This is a genomic window from Cryobacterium zongtaii, assembly GCF_002909375.1.
GTDB lineage: Bacteria > Actinomycetota > Actinomycetes > Actinomycetales > Microbacteriaceae > Cryobacterium > Cryobacterium zongtaii.
Genome location: NZ_PPXD01000022.1, coordinates 55,662 through 73,686 on the forward strand (window position 1 = coordinate 55,662; position 18,025 = coordinate 73,686).

Sequence of the window (18,025 nt, forward strand, 5' to 3'; positions counted from 1 at the left end):
CGGCATGCCCCTGGTCGCCTGCGATCTCGACCGCACCCTCATCTACTCATCGCGCGCCTTCTGGCTCGAGACGACCGACGCCCAGGCTCCACCGATCGTCGTCTCCGAGGTCTATCAGGGCGTGCCGATCTCGTTCATGACACGCGCCGCCGAGCAGCTTCTGCTCGACCTCGCCGCGACCGCCACGTTCGTGCCGGTCACCACCCGCACCGTCGCCCAGTACAGCCGGGTGCAGCTGCCGGGGTCGGTGCCGCGCTTCGCCATCACCACAAACGGCGGCACGATCCTGGTCGACGGTGAGGTCGATCCGGCGTGGTCGCACACACTGCAGGCCCGGTTGGGCGCGGAAGCGGCTCCGTTGGCCGAGGTCAGGGCCCTGCTCGAGGAACCGGCCGCCGGGGAGTGGATTGTGCGGGTGCACACCGCGGAGGACCTGTTCACCTACGCGATCATCGACCGGGAGGCGATGCCCGCGGACTGGATCGCCGGGCTGCACCTGCGGTGCCGGGCGCTCGGCTGGACCGTCTCCGTGCAGGGACGCAAGCTTTACTGTGTGCCGGAAGCCGTGAACAAGAGCGCCGCCGTAGCCGAGGTGCACCGCCGGCTCGGCGCCCCCACGGTGCTGGCCGCCGGCGACTCGCTCCTCGACCAGCGGATGCTGGAGGAGGCGCACTTCGCCTTCCGGCCGGCGCACGGCGAACTGCATGACGCGGCCTTCACCAGGCACAACCTGGCCGTGACCGCCCGGCGGGGCATCCTGGCCGGGGAGGAACTGCTGCACTCCATCACCCGGCAGGTGCTGTCGAACTGAATTTCTTTCCCGTCCTGTCGATCCAGGCCCGCCCCGTTCGACGCATCATGTAGAGGGACGCACTCGGCGCCCTCCACGAGTGAGGAGAACCCGATGAAGTACATGCTGATCATGCGAGCAACCGAAGCGGCCCGTCAGGACTACGACACGGCGGACATCAATCAGATCATCGAGAAGATGGGTGCATACAACGAGGCCCTGTTCAAGGCCGGCGTGATGCTCGCCGGCGACGGTCTGGCCGACTCGATGGCCGACAATTTTGTGGTCGACTTCGCCGCAGACCCACCCATCGTGACCGACGGCCCCTACGGCGAAACCCACGAGCTGTTCAGCGGCTTCTGGATGATCCAGGTCGCGTCGAAGGAGGAGGCCATCGAGTGGGCGAGCCGGTGCCCGCTCGGACCGGGGTCGAAGCTCGAGGTACGCCGGGTCACCGAGATGAGCGATTTCGGTGAGGCGGCCGACAACCCGATCCTTGCGCAGCAGGAGCTCTGGCGCGCCGAGAGCGGCCAGGTCTAGCGGGCTTCGGCCGGCAGGCTGGGGTCATGGCCGATCCGCGGCGCACCGTGGACGCGGTCTGGCGCATCGAGGGCGCCAGGATCGTCGCCACGCTCGCGAAGATGACCAACGATGTGGTGCTGGCCGAGGATCTCGCCCAGGAAGCGGTGGTCGACGCGCTCAGGCAATGGCCGGAGGCGGGCATCCCCCGGAACCCCGGGGCCTGGCTCACGGCCGTCGCCAAGCGCAAGGCCATCGACACCTGGCGGCGACGCGAACGCCTCGATGAGAGGTACCGGGCGATGGCCCATGATCTGGTGGGCATCGGCACCGCCGCGGATGCTGGGGAACCGATCGATGACGACGTGTTGCGGCTGGTATTCATCGCCTGCCACCCGGTGCTCGCCCGCGAGGCTCAGGTCGCGCTGACCCTGCGGCTGATCGGCGGCCTCACCACCGAGGAGATCGCCCGGCTGTTCCTGGTGCCGGTGGCCACCATCCAGCAGCGCATCCTGCGGGCCAAGAAGACCCTCGCCGCGGCGGGGGTGCCTTTCGAGGTGCCCGACCCAAGCGAGTGGCGGTCCAGGCTCGGCGCCGTGCTAGGGGTGGTCTACCTGATCTTCACCGAGGGTTACGCGACCACGTCCGGCGACCATTGGCTGCGCACCGACCTCGCGAACGAGGCGCTGCGGCTTGCTCGGGTACTCGCCGGTCTCACCCCGCGGGAGCCCGAGGCGCACGCCCTCGTGGCCCTGATGGAGCTGCAGGCCTCCAGGTTCGGCGCCAGGGTGAGCGCCGACGGCACGCCCATCCTGTTGGCCGATCAGGACCGCCGCCGCTGGGACCACGGCCAGATCGCCCGTGGGCAGGCCGCCCTCGCCCGCGCCGACGCGCTGGGCCGCGGCCGGGGCAGCTACGCCCTGCAGGCCGCGATCGCCCAGTGCCACGCGAGGGCCCCCAGCGTGGCGGACACCGACTGGGACCGGATCGTGTTGCTCTACGAGGCACTCGGCCGGATCGCGCCGAACCCGGTGGTTGAGCTCAACCGGGCGGTAGCGGTGGCCATGGCGACCGGTCCCGCATCCGCACTGCGCATCGTCGACGACCTCGCCGACGACGGCGCACTGCGTGGTTCGGCCCTGCTGCCGAGTGTGCGCGGCGAACTACTGGCCAGGCTCGGCCGCGCTCAGGAGGCCCGGGCCGAGTTCCTCACGGCCGCCGCCCTCACCGCGAACACGCAGGAACGTGACGTCCTGCTCGCCAAGGCCGACGCGCAGGGCTAGAGGCGGGCGCGGAGCTCGTCGACGCGGGCGCGGATGTCGTCACGGACCAGTCGCATGCGCTCCATGCCCTCGATGCCGCGCTCGGAGGGCTCGTCCGTGATCCACGTCTCGAACCTCGTTCCGGCCACCTCATCGACCTGCGCCTCAGACCCGAGGATCACGACGACGTCGGCAGCGGCCACCATGGCCGCGGTGATGGCCTTCGGCTGCTCGTCTCCGACGCCGATTCCCAGCTCGGCCAGTGACTCCACGGACTGAGCGTTCAGGGCCGCCGCGGGCTTCGTTCCCGCCGAGAACACCTCGACACCGTCCCCCGCCGCTGCCCTCATCAGTGCGGCCGCCATCTGCGACTTCCCACCGTTCTTCTGGCAGACGAACAGAACGGATGGGATACGGGTCTCGGTCATGCCGCAATCGTACCCACCGCGGCTTGCGCACCGGTCGGGTTCGCCCTGCGTCTCACCTCACCGTCACCGCGCCGCCGATAGGGAAGACTGGCACGACACCTCTTCGCGGAAAGACAGGCACCATTGGACGTCCAGCTGCTCCTCGTGATGACCGGTGCGCTCGTCATCGCCGCCTTCGCCCACCTGCGCGGCCTGCAGGCCGGCATCGTCACCGTCACCCTGGCGGCCGCCATCTCGTTCATCCCCGGTCTGCCCCGGCTCGAACTCGACCCCGAGCTGATCCTCGGGGTCGTGATCCCGCCGCTGCTCTACTCGGCCACCCTGAATTTCTCGTTCTTCGCGTTCCTCAAGAACCTGCGCAGCATCCTCGGGCTCGGCGTGGGCCTGGTGATCTTCACCACCGTGGTCGTCGGCTTCCTCACCTCGTGGATCGCCCCGGAGCTCGGTCTGGCCGGCGCGCTCGTGCTCGCCGCCGTGGTGTCGCCGCCGGACTCGGTCACCACCGTCAGCCACGGCCGCGAGATCGGCCTGCCGCGGCGCACGATCTCCATCCTCACCGGCGAAAGCCTCGTCAACGACGCGGCGGCGCTCACCCTGTTCGCCGTGGCCATAGCCGCCGTCACCGGCGACCGGGAGTTCATCGAAAACCCGTTCCTGCTCTTCGGCTGGGAGGCCGCGATCGGACTGATCCTCGGTGTCATCATCGGCCGGGTCGTCGTCGCGGTACGGGCCAAGGTGGGCAACCCCACCATCGAGAGCGGTCTGAACCTGCTGGTGCCGTTTCTGGCCTACTTCGCGGCCGAGCAGCTGCATGCCTCCGGCATCATCGCCGTCGTCGCGGCCGGCTTCACCGTGAGTCTGTCCCACTTCGGCCGCAGAGAGTCCACCCAGCCCTCCACCGCCTACCGCACCCGGCTGCAGGAGGCCGCACTCTGGCCGGTCGTTGACCTCATCCTCGAGGCGTTCGTCTTCGCCTACATGGGGCTCCAATTCAGGTTTGTGCTCGACGACCTCGCCGAGTCGAACACCCCCACCTGGTCCACCATCGGCCTGGGCCTGATCGTGCTGCTCGCGGTCATCCTCTGCAGGTTCGCCTGGGTGTACCTCAGCTACGGCCGGGCCCAACTCGCGCTCCTGATCTACGCCAGGCGGATGGCCGCCTCCCTCGACCCCCTGGTCCGGCGCCGGCGGCGCGGGCGCGGCGGTCCCGGGCGGGGCGGCCGGTCGGGTCCATTGCGGCGGCAGGGCGGCAGGGACCGCGGCCACGTCACGGTGCTGACCCCCGCGGAGAACCTCCTCGTCTCCTGGACCGGCATGCGCGGCATCATCACCCTCGCCGCCGCCGGCGGTATCCCGCTCACCATCGCCTCCGGAGCGCCGTTTCCCGGTCGCACCATCATCCAGACCGTCGCTTTCATCGTGGCCGTCGGCACCCTGCTGTTGCAGGGTTCGACGCTGCCGCTGCTGGCCAAGAAGCTGCGGATCGACACCAGTGCCGAAGACGCCGAGGTGGAGGTGGGCCGAGCCGAGGCCCGCGCCGTGGCCGCCGCCGCGGTCGCCGGCCGGGACGACCCCACCAGCGGCGAATACTTCGACCTGCAGCGAGCCGCGCTCACGGCGGCGGTTCGGGCCCGGCAGGTCTACCCGGGCAGTGCCAGAGACGTGCAGGGCGAGCTCGATGCCCTGCAGGCCGGGGTGACGCCGGTGCTGGACTAGCGGAGGCAGCTCGTGGCGACCGGCCCGCACCTCGTAGGCTGAACCCGTGGGGGACACCAAAGAACGCGCAGTGGTAGCCGGGGCATCCGGGTTCATCGGCCAGAGACTCGTTCGCGAGCTCCGCGACCAGGGCTATGAGGTCGCCCGCATCGGCCGCATCGGGCCCGACGCGCGCTGGGACGACGACACCGCCGTGCGGGAGCTGATCGACGGTTCCGCCCTGGTCATCAACCTGGCCGGCAAGAGTGTCGACTGCCGGTACACCGACCGGAACCGCACCGAGATCCTTCGTTCCAGGGTCAATACCACCCGGCAGCTCCGCGAGGCCATCCAGACGAGCGCGCGGCCGCCGCGGGTGTGGCTGAACGCGAGCACCGCCACCATCTACAGATACGCGATGGACCGCCCGATGACCGAGACCCACGGCGAGATCGGCTCCGGCTTCTCGGCGGACATCGCCCGCAACTGGGAGGACGAGTTCTTCGCCGGTGACCTGCCCGGCACCCGCCGGGTGGCGCTGCGGATGGCCATCGTGCTCGGTGACGGTCCCGCCACCGCGATTCTCGCGCGCCTGGCACGCCTCGGGCTGGGTGGGCCGCAGGTCGACGGGCGGTGGATCCCGCACCGGCGCTACCGCGGCATCGGCACTCAGCCGAGCGGAGACGGCACGGCGCCGACCCATCACTCCCGCGGGCGGCAGCGCTTCAGCTGGATCCACATCGACGATGTCATGGCATCCATTCGGTTCATCGTCGCCCACGACGAACTCGTCGGGCCGGTCAACCTGGCCGCGCCGCACCCCAGCGACAACCGCACGCTCATGGCGACGCTACGCCGCCGGGTGGGCGCCAGGCTCGGCCTGCCGGCGTTCCGTTGGATGCTGGAACCGGCCATGTGGCTGCTGCGCACCGAACCCGAGCTGGTGCTCAAGAGCCGCTGGGTGGAACCGGAACGCCTGGTCGCCGCCGGATACCGGTTTGCCTGGCCTGACCTCGAACCGGCCATCTACGATGTGGTCGCTAAATCGGCACGACCATGACCGGGAATCGTGCCCGCGGCTCCGTCACCGCCGTGGCGGTCCGCGTCGCGCGGAGGATCGTCCAGGCGGCCCTCAAAACGGCTCTGGTGATCGTCGACGCGCTGAACATCGGCCCCGGCTCCGCGACATCGTCGGTGGCGCACCTGCCCGTCCTGCTTCCGCGCCGGGGCGGGGACGAGCCGTCCGCCGCCCAGCCTCGCAGGAAGCCGCGTTTTCGCCGCCGCCGCCCGCGGCGCTCCAACTAGGCAGCAGCCCCGCGCCGAATCGTCTACTCCCCACCGAATTGCGGATGCGGGTCACAGCCGCAAGTGACTCCGCGAAATCGGAGCTAGAGTGTTTTTCATGCCTCAGATACGCATCAAAGACGCGGCCGCGTTCTTGAGTGTCAGCGACGATACCGTGCGCCGGTGGATCGACAACGGCGTGCTACCCAGCTCGAAGGACGCCTCGTCCCGCACCGTGGTCGACGGCCTGGCGCTGGCCCAGCTGGCGCGCAAGAACGCGGTGCTCCCGGAGGATCCGTCCGGAATCGGCCGGTCCGCCCGCAACCGGTTCGTGGGCCTCGTGACCGACATCGTGATGGACACCGTGATGGCCCAGGTTGAGATCCAGTGCGGCCCGCACCGCGTGGTCTCGCTGATGAGCAGTGAAGCCGTACGCGAGCTCGGCCTGGAACTCGGCTCCGTCGCCATCGCCGTGGTCAAGGCCACGACGGTCATCGTCGAAACACCCCAGGGGCGAGTCTGACCGTGGCCCGCGTCACCCGCAGCCTCGCGACCGCATTCGTGATCGGCCTGACCCTCACCGGATGCGGGTCCGCGACCCCGTCACCGACCGGCTCCGCCGCCGCGCTCGGGGGCGACATCACGGTCTACGCCGCCGCGTCGCTGCAGGGCACCTTCACCGAGCTGGCCGCGTCCTTCGAAGCCGCCAACCCGGGCACCACGGTGGTGCTGAACTTCGCCGGCTCCTCCGCCCTCGTCACCCAGATCATCGAGGGCGCCCCGGCCGACGTGTTCGCCTCGGCAGACACCGACAATATGGCCAGGCTCACGGATGCGGCGCTGGGCGACGGCGAGCCCGTGGACTTCGCCACCAACGTCCTGACCATCGCGGTGCCGCCGGGCAACCCCGCGGGCATCACCGACCTCACCGACCTGACCAGACCCGACGTCAGGCTCGTCGCCTGCGCCCCCGAGGTACCCTGCGGCGCCGCGGCCGAGACCGTGGCCGCGAGCGCGGGCGTCACGCTCAGCCCGGTGAGCGAAGAATCATCCGTCACCGATGTGCTCGGCAAGGTCACCTCGGGTGAAGCGGACGCCGGCCTGGTCTACGTCACCGACGTCGCCGCCGCGGGCGCCGCCGTCGAGGGCATCGAGTTCGCCGAGGCCGCCAGCGCCGTCAACACCTACCCGATCGTGCCCGTGACCGGCTCGGCATCCGCTGACGTGGCCCGGGCGTTCGTCGACTACGTCACCGGCAGCGGCGGCGCCGCCGTCCTGCGCGCCGCGGGCTTCGGGGCGGCGTGATCTCATGACGGTTCCCCGCTGGGTCTTCGCCGTGGCCGGCCTCGGCGCGGTCTTCGTGCTACTGCCGCTCGTGGCGATGGCGCTCAGGGTGAACTGGACCGAGTTCGTGCCGCTGATCAGCTCGGAGTCCTCGGTCGCCGCGCTGCTTCTCAGTCTGCGCACCTCGCTGGCGGCGACCGCGTTGTGTGTAGTCTTCGGCGTGCCGATGGCGTTGGTCCTGGCCCGCACCGACTTCTGGGGGCAGAAGGTGCTCCGCTCGCTGGTGTTGCTCCCCCTCGTGCTCCCCCCGGTCGTCGGCGGCATCGCGCTGCTCTACACCTTCGGCCGCCGGGGACTGTTGGGCCAGACCTTCGGACTCCTGGGCATCGAGATCGCCTTCTCCACCACCGCCGTCGTGATCGCCCAGACCTTCGTCGCCCTGCCGTTCCTGGTGCTGAGCCTGGAGGGCGCCCTGCGCACGGTGGGCAGCCGGTACGAAGCCGTCGGCGCCACCCTCGGCGCCAGCCCCACCACGGTGCTGCGCCGGATCACCCTGCCCCTGGTGCTGCCGGCGGTGCTGTCGGGCGCCGTGCTGTCGTTCGCCAGGGCACTCGGCGAGTTCGGCGCCACCCTCACCTTCGCCGGCAGCCTGCAGGGCACCACCCGCACCCTGCCGCTGGAGATCTACCTGCAGCGGGAGACCGACCCGGACACCGCCGTGGCGCTGTCACTGGTGCTGGTGGTCGTGGCCGTCGTCATCGTCAGCCTCGCCCATCGCACCGGCGAGCCCTCCCGCCGGCGGGCACGGGCGCTCTCGTGACCTTCTCCCTCGACCTGCACGTCGCCGACCGCGACGTCAGCCTGCACCTGGACGTGGCGGCCGGCGAGACCGTCGCGATCCTCGGACCCAACGGCGCCGGCAAGTCCACCCTGCTGGGCACCATCGCCGGGCTGGTCACCCCCGACTCCGGGCGTTGCGAGCTGAACGGCACCGTCTTGTTCGACCTGCCGGGCGCCGGGCGCGGCCCCCGCACCTGGCGGGCCCCCCACCAGCGCGGCGTCTCCCTGCTCGCCCAGGAGGCGCTGCTGTTCCCGCATCTGAGCGTGCTCGACAACGTCGCCTTCGGCCCCCGCAGCGCGGGAGCGCCCTCGGGCCGGGCTCGCCAGATCGCGACCCACTGGCTCCGCGAAGTGGATGCCGAACAGCTGGCCGCCCGGCGCCCGGCCGAGCTCTCCGGCGGGCAAGCTCAGCGGATCGCGGTGGCGCGGGCCCTCGCATCCGACCCCGGCTTGTTGCTGCTCGACGAGCCGTTGGCCGCCCTGGACATCTCGGTGGCGCCGACGGTGCGACGGATGCTGCGCCGCGTGCTGGCCGGCCGCAGCGCGCTGATCGTGACCCACGATGTGCTCGACGCCTACACCCTGGCCGACCGCGTGGTGATCGTCGAGGGCGGCCGGATCGTCGACCAGGGCACCCCGGCCGAGGTCTTCGACCGGCCGCGCAGCGCCTTCGCGGCCGGTCTGGCGGGCCTGAACCTGCTCACCGGTGTGCGCCGGGGCACCACCCTGATCACTGCGGATGCCGCGGCCCCAGTCGCGAACATCCCCGAACCGGGCGTGGCCGACGGGGCACCGCTGTCTTTGGCGGTGCGTCCGGGCGCCGTGTCGGTGTCGATCGACCCGCCGGCCGATTCGCAGCTCAGCAGCGTGCGAGCCGAGCTGATCGACCTCGAGCCCCGGGGCGACTTTGTTCGGGCACGAAGCGCCGTGCTGGCCGCGGACGTCAGCCCGAAGGAGGCCGCGCAGCTCGACGCCGCCGTGGGCTCCCCGGTCTGGTTCTCGTTTGCGGCGGCCGCCGCCACGCTGTACCCCACCGTGCCCTCCGACCGGACCACGTCGTCGTGATCCATCCGGACGTGTCAGGGGCCGTGGCCCTGTTCGGGTCGTTGTGCGGTCATTCGGAGACTGCGGCCGCCGAGATCGACATCGACATCGACATCGACAACGCGGACTACGGCGCCGCCGTCGCCCGGATCGGAACTCGACGCCTGCGGTTCCGGGTGGGCCGGGTGACGCCCCGCAAGGTCGGCCTGTTCGTCGCCGTCTGGCGGCGCTCGCCCACCGGTTCGACCGAACCGTTCCCGGTCGACGACGTCGACCACCTGGTCATCCTCACCCGGGAGGGGCTGCACTCCGGTCAGTTTGTGTTCCCGCGCTCCGCGCTACAGCGTCACGGCATTGTGTCGGTGGCGGGCCAGGGCGGCAAACGCGGCTTCAGGGTCTATCCACCGTGGTCGCGCACCAGCAATGCCCAGGCCATCCGCACCCAGGCGTGGCAGGGCGCGTTCTTCCTCGACACCAGCGACGGCGTCGACCTCGAGCGGCTGCGTGAGCTTCTCGACCCCTGATCCCGCGCGCACCGGCACCGGGCAGGCGCGCTGGTGTCCTGGCGATGCGGCTGACCGGCCTACCGAACGGCGGTGGTGATGAGGCGTTCCAGGCGCACGATTCCGGCGTAGCGGCCGGCGTTGTCGGTGACGATCAGGGGATCGTAGCGATGTGTGCTGTCGCGGGTGATCGCGCGCAACAGGGCATCCCGAACCGGGGTGTCCAGGTTCACCCGCACGGCGCCGGTCGTGACACCGAGGTGGGCGCTCTCGCTGTCGAGAACCGAAACCGGGCGCCCGTGGTGGTCGATGAGCACCACGGTGCGTACCTCCGCGTGCTCGGTGAAGATCCGGGAGGCGTCCGCGACCGATTCCACGGCGGGAGCGACGTCGAGCAGGTCCCGCACGATGGGCACCGGCTGCGGTGGCGCGCTCGGCTGCACGTGCCGGGATAGCTCGGGCCACGCGGGACCGGGCCGGGCGAGGTAGTAGCCCTGCGCGAGCGGCACCCCGAGGGCGGTGATGGTGTCGTACTCCGCCGCGGTTTCGATGCCCTCGGCCAGCACCCAGGAGTCGATGCGGTTGGCGAAGGTGCCGATCATCTCGACCAGCGCGCGTTTCGCCTCGTCGGTGTCGATGCCCTGGATGAGTTCCCTGTCGAGTTTGATCAGTGCGGGTTTGAGCGCCAGCAGCCGGCTGAGACCGGCGTAGCCCGAGCCGAGGTCGTCGACGGCGATCAGGCCGCCGGCGCCCCGGATGGCGTCGAGTTCGGGTTCGAGGTCGGCGGCGGAGTCGATGGCGGACTGTTCGGTGAGCTCCACGAACACCCCGGTGAGGTCGGCCTGCTCGCGCCAGACCTGCCGGATGGCCTCGTGGCCGAGCACATGCGGCGACACGTTCACGGTGATGAAGCAGTTGGTCGGCACCGACCCGCGTTCGACAAGGATGACCCGCAGGCAGCGGGCCTCGATCTCCGCGGACCGGTCAGCCGCGCGGGCCTGAGCGAACAGGTCTTCCACGCCGACGCCGGCGGGCATCTCAAAACGGGCGAGCCCTTCGAACCCCACCACGATTCCGCGGGCGGTGTCCACGATCGGCTGGAAGGCCGCCGTCACGCCCGTGCCGGCGCTGACCGCATCCAGCAGGGCGGTCCACTGCGCAGCCGAGAGCGGTGCGGTGGAGAGCGGCGTTGTCAGGAGACGACCACAATCCGGTCCGTGACGCTCTGGGCCAGCTCGGGGCTCACCGTGTCGATGCCGTGGGCAGCGCTGGCATGCTGGGCGACGAGAACGAGAATCTCGTCATCGGTGGAACTGACCCAGCTCGCCGTGCAGCCGGGCACCACGTCTCCGCACGCAAATGACTTCATGACACTCTCCCCCTGTCGGTGTCGCCACTGGGGCGACTTTCATGCTTTCGTCTGATTCCGAGTGTAGTTCGGCGGCGATGCGATTCCAGATTGGTCATGCGGCGGTCACGACCCGGGTCTTTCCCGCTTTGTCCTGCCATCCCCGCCGATCGCCGCGCAGCATGGGGAAGGCGAAGACCAGCCAGACCACCAGCAGGATCGGCAGCACGGAGAGAAGCGATGTTCCCCTTTCGCTGTTCCCCACCCCACCGTTGGCAACGATGCCGAAGAGTGTCCAGGCCGACGAGGCGGTGGCGACGACAGGCACCGCGAGTACCAGGGTGCGGGCAAAGAACCCGCCGTAACTGACCGGGCCGCCAGTTCGCTCATCGACCAGCCGGGTGTGCGCGGCAAGCTGACCTACCGATGCCCGTCTGGTTCTGGAAAGACGGAGGTTGAGCAACAGCACGCCGATCGGCACGAGGAACAGCGAGCCGACGCCCAGCTTGAGCACAGCATTGGCCACCGTTACGTTACCCACCGTGTCGAGGTTGAAGCCCACCATGAAGCAGGTGAAGAACACGATTCCGGTCAGCAGCGTCGTGCCGACCACATCGATGAAGAACGCGACGGCTCGAGCCACTGCGGCGGCAGGCGGCCGAGCGACGTCGGTCTGGGCATTCAACTCTGCTGGCGTCACACGCTCACCCTAGGGTGTGGGGCCGTGCTAGTAGCGCACCTCGTCGATGGGCCCGCCGCCGGCGAGGTCCTCAAGCAGCAGCTCCGGGTGGTCGCGCACGGTGTTGCGAAGCCGCCACGGGGTGCTGAACAGGGCCAGCAGGGTGCCGTCGCTGCGGCGGAGCACCTCCACCTGGCGGTCGTGGCCCAGGATCAGCGCGCTTTCCTTGTCGGTGCGGCGGGCCAGCTGGTAGGGCAGCACGTCGCTGCGGATGGCGGCGCCGAAGTCGTGCGACATCCGCTCTTCGACGACCTCGAACTGCATCGGGCCGACGGCGCCGAGCACCGGGGCCTGGTCACCGCGGAGGTCCGAGCGCATCACCTGGATGACACCCTCGTGGTCGAGCTGGTCGATACCGCGGCGGAACTGCTTGTGCTTGCTGGTATCGGCGGGGCGCACGGCGCGGAAGTGCGCGGGGGCGAACATCGGCAGCGGTGGGAAGGTGACCGCGGGGCTGCCCTCGTGGATGGAGTCGCCGACCCGTAGAGCGGAGGCGTTGACCAGGCCGACGATGTCGCCGGGCCAGGCCTCCTCGGCCACTTCGCGGTCCTTACCGAACAGCTGCTGGGCGTACTTGGTGGCGAACGGCCGGCCGGTGGCGGAGTGGGTGACGACCATGCCGCGGCGGAACTGGCCGGAGCAGACCCGCACGAATGCAACGTAGTCGCGGTGCGAGGAGTTCATGCCGGACTGCACCTTGAACACGAAACCGGAGAACGGGCTGGTCACCGGGCGGTGGCCGCCGTCGGCGTCCAGGCGCGCCTCGGCGGGCGGGGCGAAGTCCACCAGGGTGTCCAGGATGTGCTGCACACCGAAGTTGAGCACCGCGGCGGAGAACAGCACCGGGGTGGTCACGCCGTCGAGGAACAGTTCCTCGTCGTGGTTCTGGCCCTCCTCGGTGAGCAGTTCGGACTCCTCGGCGGCGGCGACCCAGGCGTCACCCTCGGCTGCGGCGGCCTCTTCGGCAGTGGTGCGCTCGGAGTCGGCGCGGGTGGCGCCGCCGGCGGTGCGGTTGAAGCGGATGAAGTCGCTGCTGTCCCGCTCGATCACACCGCGGAAGTCTCCCGCGATGCCCACCGGCCAGGTCAGCGGGGTGGGGATCAGGCCGGTGCGGGTGCGGATCTCGTCCATCAGGTCGAGGGCGGCGGAGCCCGGCCGGTCCCACTTGTTGATCACGGTGATGACGGGCAGGCCACGCTGCTTGCAGACCTCGAAGAGCTTCATGGTCTGCACCTCGAGGCCCTTGCTCGCGTCGACGAGCATCACGGCGGCATCCACCGCGGAGAGCACCCGGAAGGTGTCCTCGGAGAAGTCGGCGTGGCCGGGGGTGTCGACGAGGTTGATCACACTGTCGCGGTACTCGAACTGGATGGCGGCGGAGGTGATCGAGATGCCACGCTCCTGTTCCATGGTCATCCAGTCGGAGACGGTGCCGCGCCGGCCGGCCTTGCCGTGCGTGGCGCCGGCGGTGGTGATGGCCCGCGCGTGCAACAGCAGCGCCTCGGTGAGCGTGGACTTGCCCGCGTCGGGGTGCGAGATGACGGCGAAGGTACGCCGGCGCACGGCCTGAGCCTCGACCTCTTTCGGGGACACCTCGGTGCCCGGGGTCACGGTTGCTTCAGCCACTGCTCGGTTCCTACCTCTATATGTCTGTCAATGCGCCGCTTGCGCGCACGCGTCCTTCAAACCTAACCTGCGCGGCTGTTCACCCGCTCCCCGCTAATTGTTACCATCCTTTACAAACAGAGTCGGCGCGTGGGACAATGTCCTCACAGGCAGTTGATACAGCATGAGCACCCTCGTGGCCGGTTTCTTGCCCCGCGACACTCGCCGACCGCTGAGGAGCCCCAGCCATGACCGCCGTGACCCTCACTTCGGTTCTCGCCCAGGCCCTCCCGCTCGGCGCCGGCGAGCCGGTGATCGCCGTAGATGTGGGCGGCACCGACACCAAGGCCGCGCTCTTCGACACCTCCGGCCGGATGCTCGGACTCAGCCGCACGCCGACACCGCTGGACGGCGAGCGCACGGCCTTCTCGGTGATCGCCCGGGTGCAGGAGCTCACGCTGCAGTTCGCCGCGGATTTTCCCGCGGTGCGGCCCCGGGCGGTGGGCCTGCTCGCCCCCGGCCTCGTCGACGACGACGCGGGCATCGGCGTGCTCTCCACCAACCTGCACTGGTCCAACGTGCCCTTCAAACAACTCACCGAAGATCTCATTCACCTGCCCACCACTTTCTCGCACGATGTGCGGGCCGCCGGTGAGGCCGAGTTCAGGCTCGGCGCCGCCCGCCCCTATCGCAACGTGGTGGTGTTGGTCATCGGCACCGGGATCGCCGGGTCGCTGTTCATCAACGGCCGGGCGCACACCGGCGGCGGCTACGCGGGTGAGATCGGCCACTCGATAGTGCACCCGTCCGGTCCGCTCTGCGGCTGCGGCTCCCGGGGCTGCCTGGAGACCGTGGCCTCGGCCGGCGCGATAGTGCGCCGATACGAAGAGGTCACCGGCATCCGGTTGAGCGGGGCCCGCGAGGCTCTGGCCCTGGCCCGCACCGGCGACCCCGCGGCGGCGCTGATCTGGAGCGAGGCACTGGATGCGCTCGCCCTGAGCATCGCCCAGCTGGCCGCGATCCTCGCCCCGGAAGCGATCGTGATCGGGGGCGGCCTGGCGCAGGCGGGCGACCAGCTGTTCGTGCCGCTGCGTGAGAGGGTGAGCGCCCTGCTCAGCTTCCACCGGCGTCCGGTGATCGTACCGGCGTCGATCGGCGAAAACGCCGGCCTGCTCGGCGGCGCCCTGCGGGCGCGCGACCTGGTGAGCTAGACCGGCTCGGCGGTCACCGGCTCGGCGGTCACCGGCACGGCGGTCAGGGGCACGGCGGTCAGGGGCACCGCCGCCAGCAGCTCCAGCAGCGCCCGCCCGGCCAGCCTCGACGCACCGAAGGTGGCGATGTCGGCGTAACGCAGGTCGTCCGACGGCCAGCCCATGTCGACCACGAGCACATCACGGCGGTCGGCGCGCAGCGTATCCACCAGGTCACGAATGAACGGATGCCGGTGGTTGTCCTTGCCGATCACGACCACGGCAGCCCCGGCCGAGAGCTCCAGCGTCCCGCTGTCCTCTGCGCTGCGTGCGAGGAGAGGCCTGGCCAGCCACACGGCCGCGAGGTCCGACTCCGGATGCGCGGCCACCTCGGCGAACGGCCCCCAGGGCGCCGGGCCCACGGCGATGTTCGTGACGGTGTCGAGCCGAACCACGGAGAAGGTCTCCGGAACCGCCGCGAGCCACCGCTTCGCGTGGTCGTTGATCGCGAAGGAGGCCCGGATCCGCCCGGTATCGAAGCTGGGTTCCGGCATCGTCAGCGCGGCAGCCGGGAGCTGGATGTCCAGGGTGTCGTCGCGGATTCCGGCCGCGAGTCGGTGCACCCGGCCGGCTGCCGCGGCGAGACGGGCCTCGGTGAGGGTTCCGGCGTCGACGGCGGCCAGGACGGCGGCCTCGATCTGGTCGAGCTGCTCGGCGGTGTTCTCGGTGCCGATGCAAAGCAGGTCGCAGCCGGCGGCGAGGGCGGCGGCGGCGGCCCCCGGGATGCCCAGGATGCCGCTGGCACCCTTCATGTCCAGGGCGTCGCTGACGATGACGCCGGTGAAGCCCAGTTCGGTGCGCAGCAGGCCGCCGAGCACCCGCGTCGAGAGCGTTGCGGGGTTCTCCGGATCGATCTGGGGCAGCAGGATGTGCGAGGTCATGATGGTCTTCGCGCCGGCGGTGATCGCGGCGCGGAAGGGCACCAGCTCCCGCTCGCGCAGGGTCGACGGCGGAAGGTCGACGACGGGCATGGCCAGGTGGGAGTCGAGGGCGGTGTCACCGTGGCCCGGGAAATGCTTGGGGCAGGCGGCGACCCCGGTGGACTGCAACCCGCGCACCCAGGCGGCGGAGTGCAGGCCCACCCGCACCGGGTCGACGCCGAAACTGCGCACGCCGATCACCGGGTTGTCGGGGTTGGAGTTGACGTCGGTGTCCGGCGCGAAGGTGAGGGTGCAGCCGGCCTTCCGCAGCTCCCAGCCGACCTGCCGGCCGACTTCCTCGGTGTAGCCGAGGTCGTCGATCCGGCCGAGGATGGCGTTGCCCGGATACGGCGAGCCCGAGGAGAAGTAGAGCCGGGTGACGTCGCCGCCCTCCTCGTCGATCGCGATGACCGCGAGCGGATTCGCGGCGCGGATCGAATCGGTCAGCGCCCGCAGCTGGGCGATCGAGACGATGTTCTGCCCGAACAGGCACACGGCTCCGAGTCCGTCCTGCAGGCGCAGGCGCAACCAGTCCGGCAGCACGGTGCCCACGAAGCCCGGCATCAGGGTCGCCCGGATGTGCCTGCGCACCGGGGAGTCGTCGCCGTGGCCGCCGGTCATCCCTTGACCGCCCCGCTGACCAGTCCGCTGGTCATTCTGCCCTGCACGAAGAGGAAGAAGATGATCACCGGAATGGCCACCATGGTGGACGCCGCCATCACCTGGCCCCAGTCGGTGGCCCGGCTGGCGCTGGCCTGGATGAAGCCGCGCAGCCAAAGCGGAAGCGTCTGGCTGGAGTTGTCCTGCAGCAGCACCAGGGCCACGGTGAATTCGTTCCAGGCCTGCAGGAACGCGTAGACGCCCGAGGCCACCAGACCGGGGGCGAGGAGGGGGAAGGTGATGCGCATGAACGCCTGGGTGCGGCTCAGGCCGTCGATCATGCCCGCCTCCTCGAGGTCGGCGGGGACGCCGGCGACGAAGCCGCGCAGCATCCAGATCGTGAATGGCACGACCGCGGCAATGTAGATGATGCTCACGCCCACGATCGAGTTGAGCATGTTCAGGCTGCCCATCAGCTTGTACTGAGCGATGAAGAGCCCCTCGGCGGGGAGCATCTGGATCAGCAGCACGGCCAGGACGAACGCCTTGCGCCCGCGGAACCTGAACCGGCTGATCGCCAACGCCCCGAGGAACGCGAAGAGCAGGCAGAAAACCACGGTGATGAGGGCGATGGCCGTGCTCATGCCCAGGGCGGGCAGGAAGGTGCCGCCCGAAAAGACCGCGACGAAGTTGTCGAGGGACCCGCCGAACGGGAGCCAGGTCGGGGTGGTGCTCTGCAGCACCACGTTGGGCAGCAGCGACGAGTTGAGCATCCAGTAGACCGGGAACACCCAGATCAGGGAGACCACGATGCCGATCACGCCCAGCGCGATCCGGCCGGGGCGGATGCGCCGGTTGCCGCCGCCGCCCTTCCGACCGGTCGGCGGGAGGTCGGGCCGGGGCCGCGAGCCGGCCGGCGGGGCGGATGCCCCGGTGGATTGGACCGTCGAGGTCATGATTCGTCCTCCTTGAGCATGCTGCGTACGTAGAACCAGCTCAGGGCCACCGTCAGCACGAGCACGAAGATCGAGACGGCGCTGGCCATCGCGAAGTCGCTGGAGCCGACGCCGAGCTGATAGATGTAGGTGCCGAGCAGGTTGGTCTCCGAGGCGATCGACCCGACGTCCTGCAGCAGGCGGATCTGGGTGAACACCCGCAGGTCCCAGATCACCTGCAGCAGCAGGATGATCGCCAGCACCGGCCGGATGATCGGCACGATGATGTACCGGAGCCGCTGGGCCAGCGTGGCGCCGTCCAGCTGGGCCGCCTCGAGCACCTCGGTGGACACCTGGGTGAGGCCGGCGTAGATGGAGAACGCCACGAACGGCACGCTCATCCAGACCACGATGACCATCGCCACGAAGAAGAACGACAGCGGGTTGGCCAGCCAGTTGTGGTTCTGGAAGTCCAGGCCCATACCGGTCAGAACCGAGTTCAGCACCCCGCGGCGCCAGTCGATGAGCCAGTTCCAGACCGTCATCGCTGCGACGACGGGCATCGCCCAGGCCAGCAGCAACGAGATCTGCAGTGTGATGCGCACGCTGGTGTGCACGGCGTTCATCAGCAGCGCCATCAGGGTGCCGATGGCCATGGTGACCGCGGCGGTGACCAGGCAGAAGGCCAGCGACCGAGCCACCACGGTCCACATGTATGGGTCCGTGAACAGGGTCACGTAGTTGTCGAACCAGACGAATTCCGGGGGTTGGCCGAACTGCTGGGAGAGTCCGAACCTCTGCATCGAGGTGATGAACTGCCAGACCAGCGGATAGCCGAGCGCCAGGATCAGGATGGCGCAGGCCGGGATGACCAGCAGGTACGGCGTTGATCTGCCCCTTTTTCGGGGCCTGGCCGGCCGCGGCGGATCGGCCTGGCCGAGCACGAGGTTCTGCGTGGTCACGCCGACCCTCCTTTCGT

19 protein-coding genes are annotated in these 18,025 nt (G+C 69.9%); 11 read left to right on the forward strand and 8 right to left on the reverse strand.

Annotated elements, in window-relative coordinates; all coding sequences use genetic code 11:
* The first annotated feature begins 4 nt into the window (after positions 1–4).
* The 3 genes from C3B61_RS14120 (at position 5) to C3B61_RS14130 (ending at position 2,592) form a co-directional block, all read left to right on the forward strand.
* Entirely contained in the window at positions 5–811 is an 807-nt protein-coding gene (locus C3B61_RS14120; protein WP_103461283.1) for an HAD family hydrolase, read from the forward strand.
* A 93-nt stretch (positions 812–904) separates the two neighbouring features.
* Positions 905–1,330 (forward strand): YciI family protein, encoded by a 426-nt coding sequence (locus C3B61_RS14125; RefSeq protein WP_103461260.1) that lies wholly within the window; start codon positions 905–907, stop codon positions 1,328–1,330.
* 26 nt (positions 1,331–1,356) lie between these two features.
* The gene (locus C3B61_RS14130; RefSeq protein ID WP_103461261.1) at positions 1,357–2,592 is read left to right on the forward strand and encodes an RNA polymerase sigma factor; all 1,236 of its coding nucleotides are present in this window, start codon (positions 1,357–1,359) and stop codon (positions 2,590–2,592) included.
* On the opposite strand, the gene C3B61_RS14135 is transcribed toward C3B61_RS14130, so the two are convergent.
* The gene (locus C3B61_RS14135) at positions 2,589–2,999 is read right to left on the reverse strand and encodes an arsenate-mycothiol transferase ArsC (RefSeq protein ID WP_103461262.1); all 411 of its coding nucleotides are present in this window, start codon (positions 2,997–2,999) and stop codon (positions 2,589–2,591) included. The two genes, C3B61_RS14130 and C3B61_RS14135, sit on opposite strands and share 4 nt — an antisense overlap.
* A gap of 123 nt (positions 3,000–3,122) precedes the next feature.
* Between C3B61_RS14135 and C3B61_RS14140 the strand changes: the two genes are divergently transcribed.
* The 7 genes from C3B61_RS14140 (at position 3,123) to C3B61_RS14175 (ending at position 9,670) form a co-directional block, all read left to right on the forward strand.
* Positions 3,123–4,715 carry a cation:proton antiporter gene (locus C3B61_RS14140; protein WP_133160303.1) on the forward strand — a complete coding sequence of 531 codons (1,593 nt, stop codon included), beginning with the start codon at positions 3,123–3,125 and terminating at the stop codon, positions 4,713–4,715.
* A 46-nt stretch (positions 4,716–4,761) separates the two neighbouring features.
* Complete coding sequence (locus C3B61_RS14145; RefSeq protein WP_103461263.1) at positions 4,762–5,754, forward strand: epimerase; 993 nt, start codon at positions 4,762–4,764, stop codon at positions 5,752–5,754.
* Between the two features lie 342 nt (positions 5,755–6,096).
* Positions 6,097–6,501: a TOBE domain-containing protein gene (locus C3B61_RS14155; RefSeq protein WP_103461285.1), complete on the forward strand. Its 405-nt coding sequence runs from the start codon at positions 6,097–6,099 to the stop codon at positions 6,499–6,501.
* Positions 6,498–7,283, forward strand: a complete 786-nt coding sequence (gene modA, locus C3B61_RS14160) for a molybdate ABC transporter substrate-binding protein (protein WP_103461265.1) — start codon at positions 6,498–6,500, stop codon at positions 7,281–7,283. Before C3B61_RS14155 ends, modA begins: the two co-directional genes overlap by 4 nt.
* A 4-nt stretch (positions 7,284–7,287) precedes the next feature.
* The gene (locus C3B61_RS14165; protein ID WP_103461266.1) at positions 7,288–8,082 is read left to right on the forward strand and encodes an ABC transporter permease; all 795 of its coding nucleotides are present in this window, start codon (positions 7,288–7,290) and stop codon (positions 8,080–8,082) included.
* The gene (locus C3B61_RS14170) at positions 8,079–9,167 is read left to right on the forward strand and encodes a sulfate/molybdate ABC transporter ATP-binding protein (RefSeq protein WP_103461267.1); all 1,089 of its coding nucleotides are present in this window, start codon (positions 8,079–8,081) and stop codon (positions 9,165–9,167) included. Before C3B61_RS14165 ends, C3B61_RS14170 begins: the two co-directional genes overlap by 4 nt.
* Entirely contained in the window at positions 9,164–9,670 is a 507-nt protein-coding gene (locus C3B61_RS14175) for a MepB family protein (protein ID WP_244285945.1), read from the forward strand. Before C3B61_RS14170 ends, C3B61_RS14175 begins: the two co-directional genes overlap by 4 nt.
* Before the next feature lie 59 nt (positions 9,671–9,729).
* On the opposite strand, the gene C3B61_RS14180 is transcribed toward C3B61_RS14175, so the two are convergent.
* From C3B61_RS14180 to C3B61_RS14195, 4 genes are all read right to left on the reverse strand, one after another.
* On the reverse strand, positions 9,730–10,845 hold the full coding sequence (locus C3B61_RS14180) for an EAL domain-containing protein (protein ID WP_341476146.1): 1,116 nt from the start codon (positions 10,843–10,845) through the stop codon (positions 9,730–9,732).
* Entirely contained in the window at positions 10,842–11,018 is a 177-nt protein-coding gene (locus C3B61_RS14185) for a DUF1059 domain-containing protein (protein WP_103431372.1), read from the reverse strand. Before C3B61_RS14185 ends, C3B61_RS14180 begins: the two co-directional genes overlap by 4 nt.
* Before the next feature lie 94 nt (positions 11,019–11,112).
* Positions 11,113–11,697, reverse strand: coding sequence for an RDD family protein (locus C3B61_RS14190; protein ID WP_103431371.1), 585 nt, complete (start codon positions 11,695–11,697; stop codon positions 11,113–11,115).
* Between the two features lie 27 nt (positions 11,698–11,724).
* On the reverse strand, positions 11,725–13,362 hold the full coding sequence (locus tag C3B61_RS14195; RefSeq protein ID WP_241990465.1) for a peptide chain release factor 3: 1,638 nt from the start codon (positions 13,360–13,362) through the stop codon (positions 11,725–11,727).
* Positions 13,363–13,589: 227 nt separating this feature from the next.
* Between C3B61_RS14195 and C3B61_RS14200 the strand changes: the two genes are divergently transcribed.
* Positions 13,590–14,552: an ROK family protein gene (locus C3B61_RS14200; RefSeq protein WP_103461270.1), complete on the forward strand. Its 963-nt coding sequence runs from the start codon at positions 13,590–13,592 to the stop codon at positions 14,550–14,552.
* On the opposite strand, the gene C3B61_RS14205 is transcribed toward C3B61_RS14200, so the two are convergent.
* From C3B61_RS14205 to C3B61_RS14215, 3 genes are read right to left on the reverse strand one after another with little or no spacing between them, the layout of a single operon-like run.
* Positions 14,549–16,132, reverse strand: a complete 1,584-nt coding sequence (locus tag C3B61_RS14205; protein WP_103461271.1) for a glycoside hydrolase family 3 protein — start codon at positions 16,130–16,132, stop codon at positions 14,549–14,551. The two genes, C3B61_RS14200 and C3B61_RS14205, sit on opposite strands and share 4 nt — an antisense overlap.
* Complete coding sequence (locus tag C3B61_RS14210; RefSeq protein WP_088457546.1) at positions 16,129–17,067, reverse strand: carbohydrate ABC transporter permease; 939 nt, start codon at positions 17,065–17,067, stop codon at positions 16,129–16,131. Before C3B61_RS14210 ends, C3B61_RS14205 begins: the two co-directional genes overlap by 4 nt.
* Positions 17,064–18,008 (reverse strand): carbohydrate ABC transporter permease, encoded by a 945-nt coding sequence (locus C3B61_RS14215; RefSeq protein WP_088457547.1) that lies wholly within the window; start codon positions 18,006–18,008, stop codon positions 17,064–17,066. The genes C3B61_RS14210 and C3B61_RS14215 overlap by 4 nt, the downstream gene beginning before the upstream one ends.
* Positions 18,009–18,025: the final 17 nt, after the last annotated feature.

Coding starts and splice junctions, on each gene's coding strand:
- C3B61_RS14120 (WP_103461283.1), top strand. CDS start 5: ATGCCCCTGGTCGCCTGCGATCTCGACCGCACCCTCATCTACTCATCG.
- C3B61_RS14125 (WP_103461260.1), top strand. CDS start 905: ATGAAGTACATGCTGATCATGCGAGCAACCGAAGCGGCCCGTCAGGAC.
- C3B61_RS14130 (WP_103461261.1), top strand. CDS start 1,357: ATGGCCGATCCGCGGCGCACCGTGGACGCGGTCTGGCGCATCGAGGGC.
- C3B61_RS14135 (WP_103461262.1), bottom strand. CDS start 2,999: ATGACCGAGACCCGTATCCCATCCGTTCTGTTCGTCTGCCAGAAGAAC.
- C3B61_RS14155 (WP_103461285.1), top strand. CDS start 6,097: ATGCCTCAGATACGCATCAAAGACGCGGCCGCGTTCTTGAGTGTCAGC.
- C3B61_RS14165 (WP_103461266.1), top strand. CDS start 7,288: ATGACGGTTCCCCGCTGGGTCTTCGCCGTGGCCGGCCTCGGCGCGGTC.
- C3B61_RS14185 (WP_103431372.1), bottom strand. CDS start 11,018: ATGAAGTCATTTGCGTGCGGAGACGTGGTGCCCGGCTGCACGGCGAGC.
- C3B61_RS14200 (WP_103461270.1), top strand. CDS start 13,590: ATGACCGCCGTGACCCTCACTTCGGTTCTCGCCCAGGCCCTCCCGCTC.
- C3B61_RS14205 (WP_103461271.1), bottom strand. CDS start 16,132: ATGACCGGCGGCCACGGCGACGACTCCCCGGTGCGCAGGCACATCCGG.
- C3B61_RS14210 (WP_088457546.1), bottom strand. CDS start 17,067: ATGACCTCGACGGTCCAATCCACCGGGGCATCCGCCCCGCCGGCCGGC.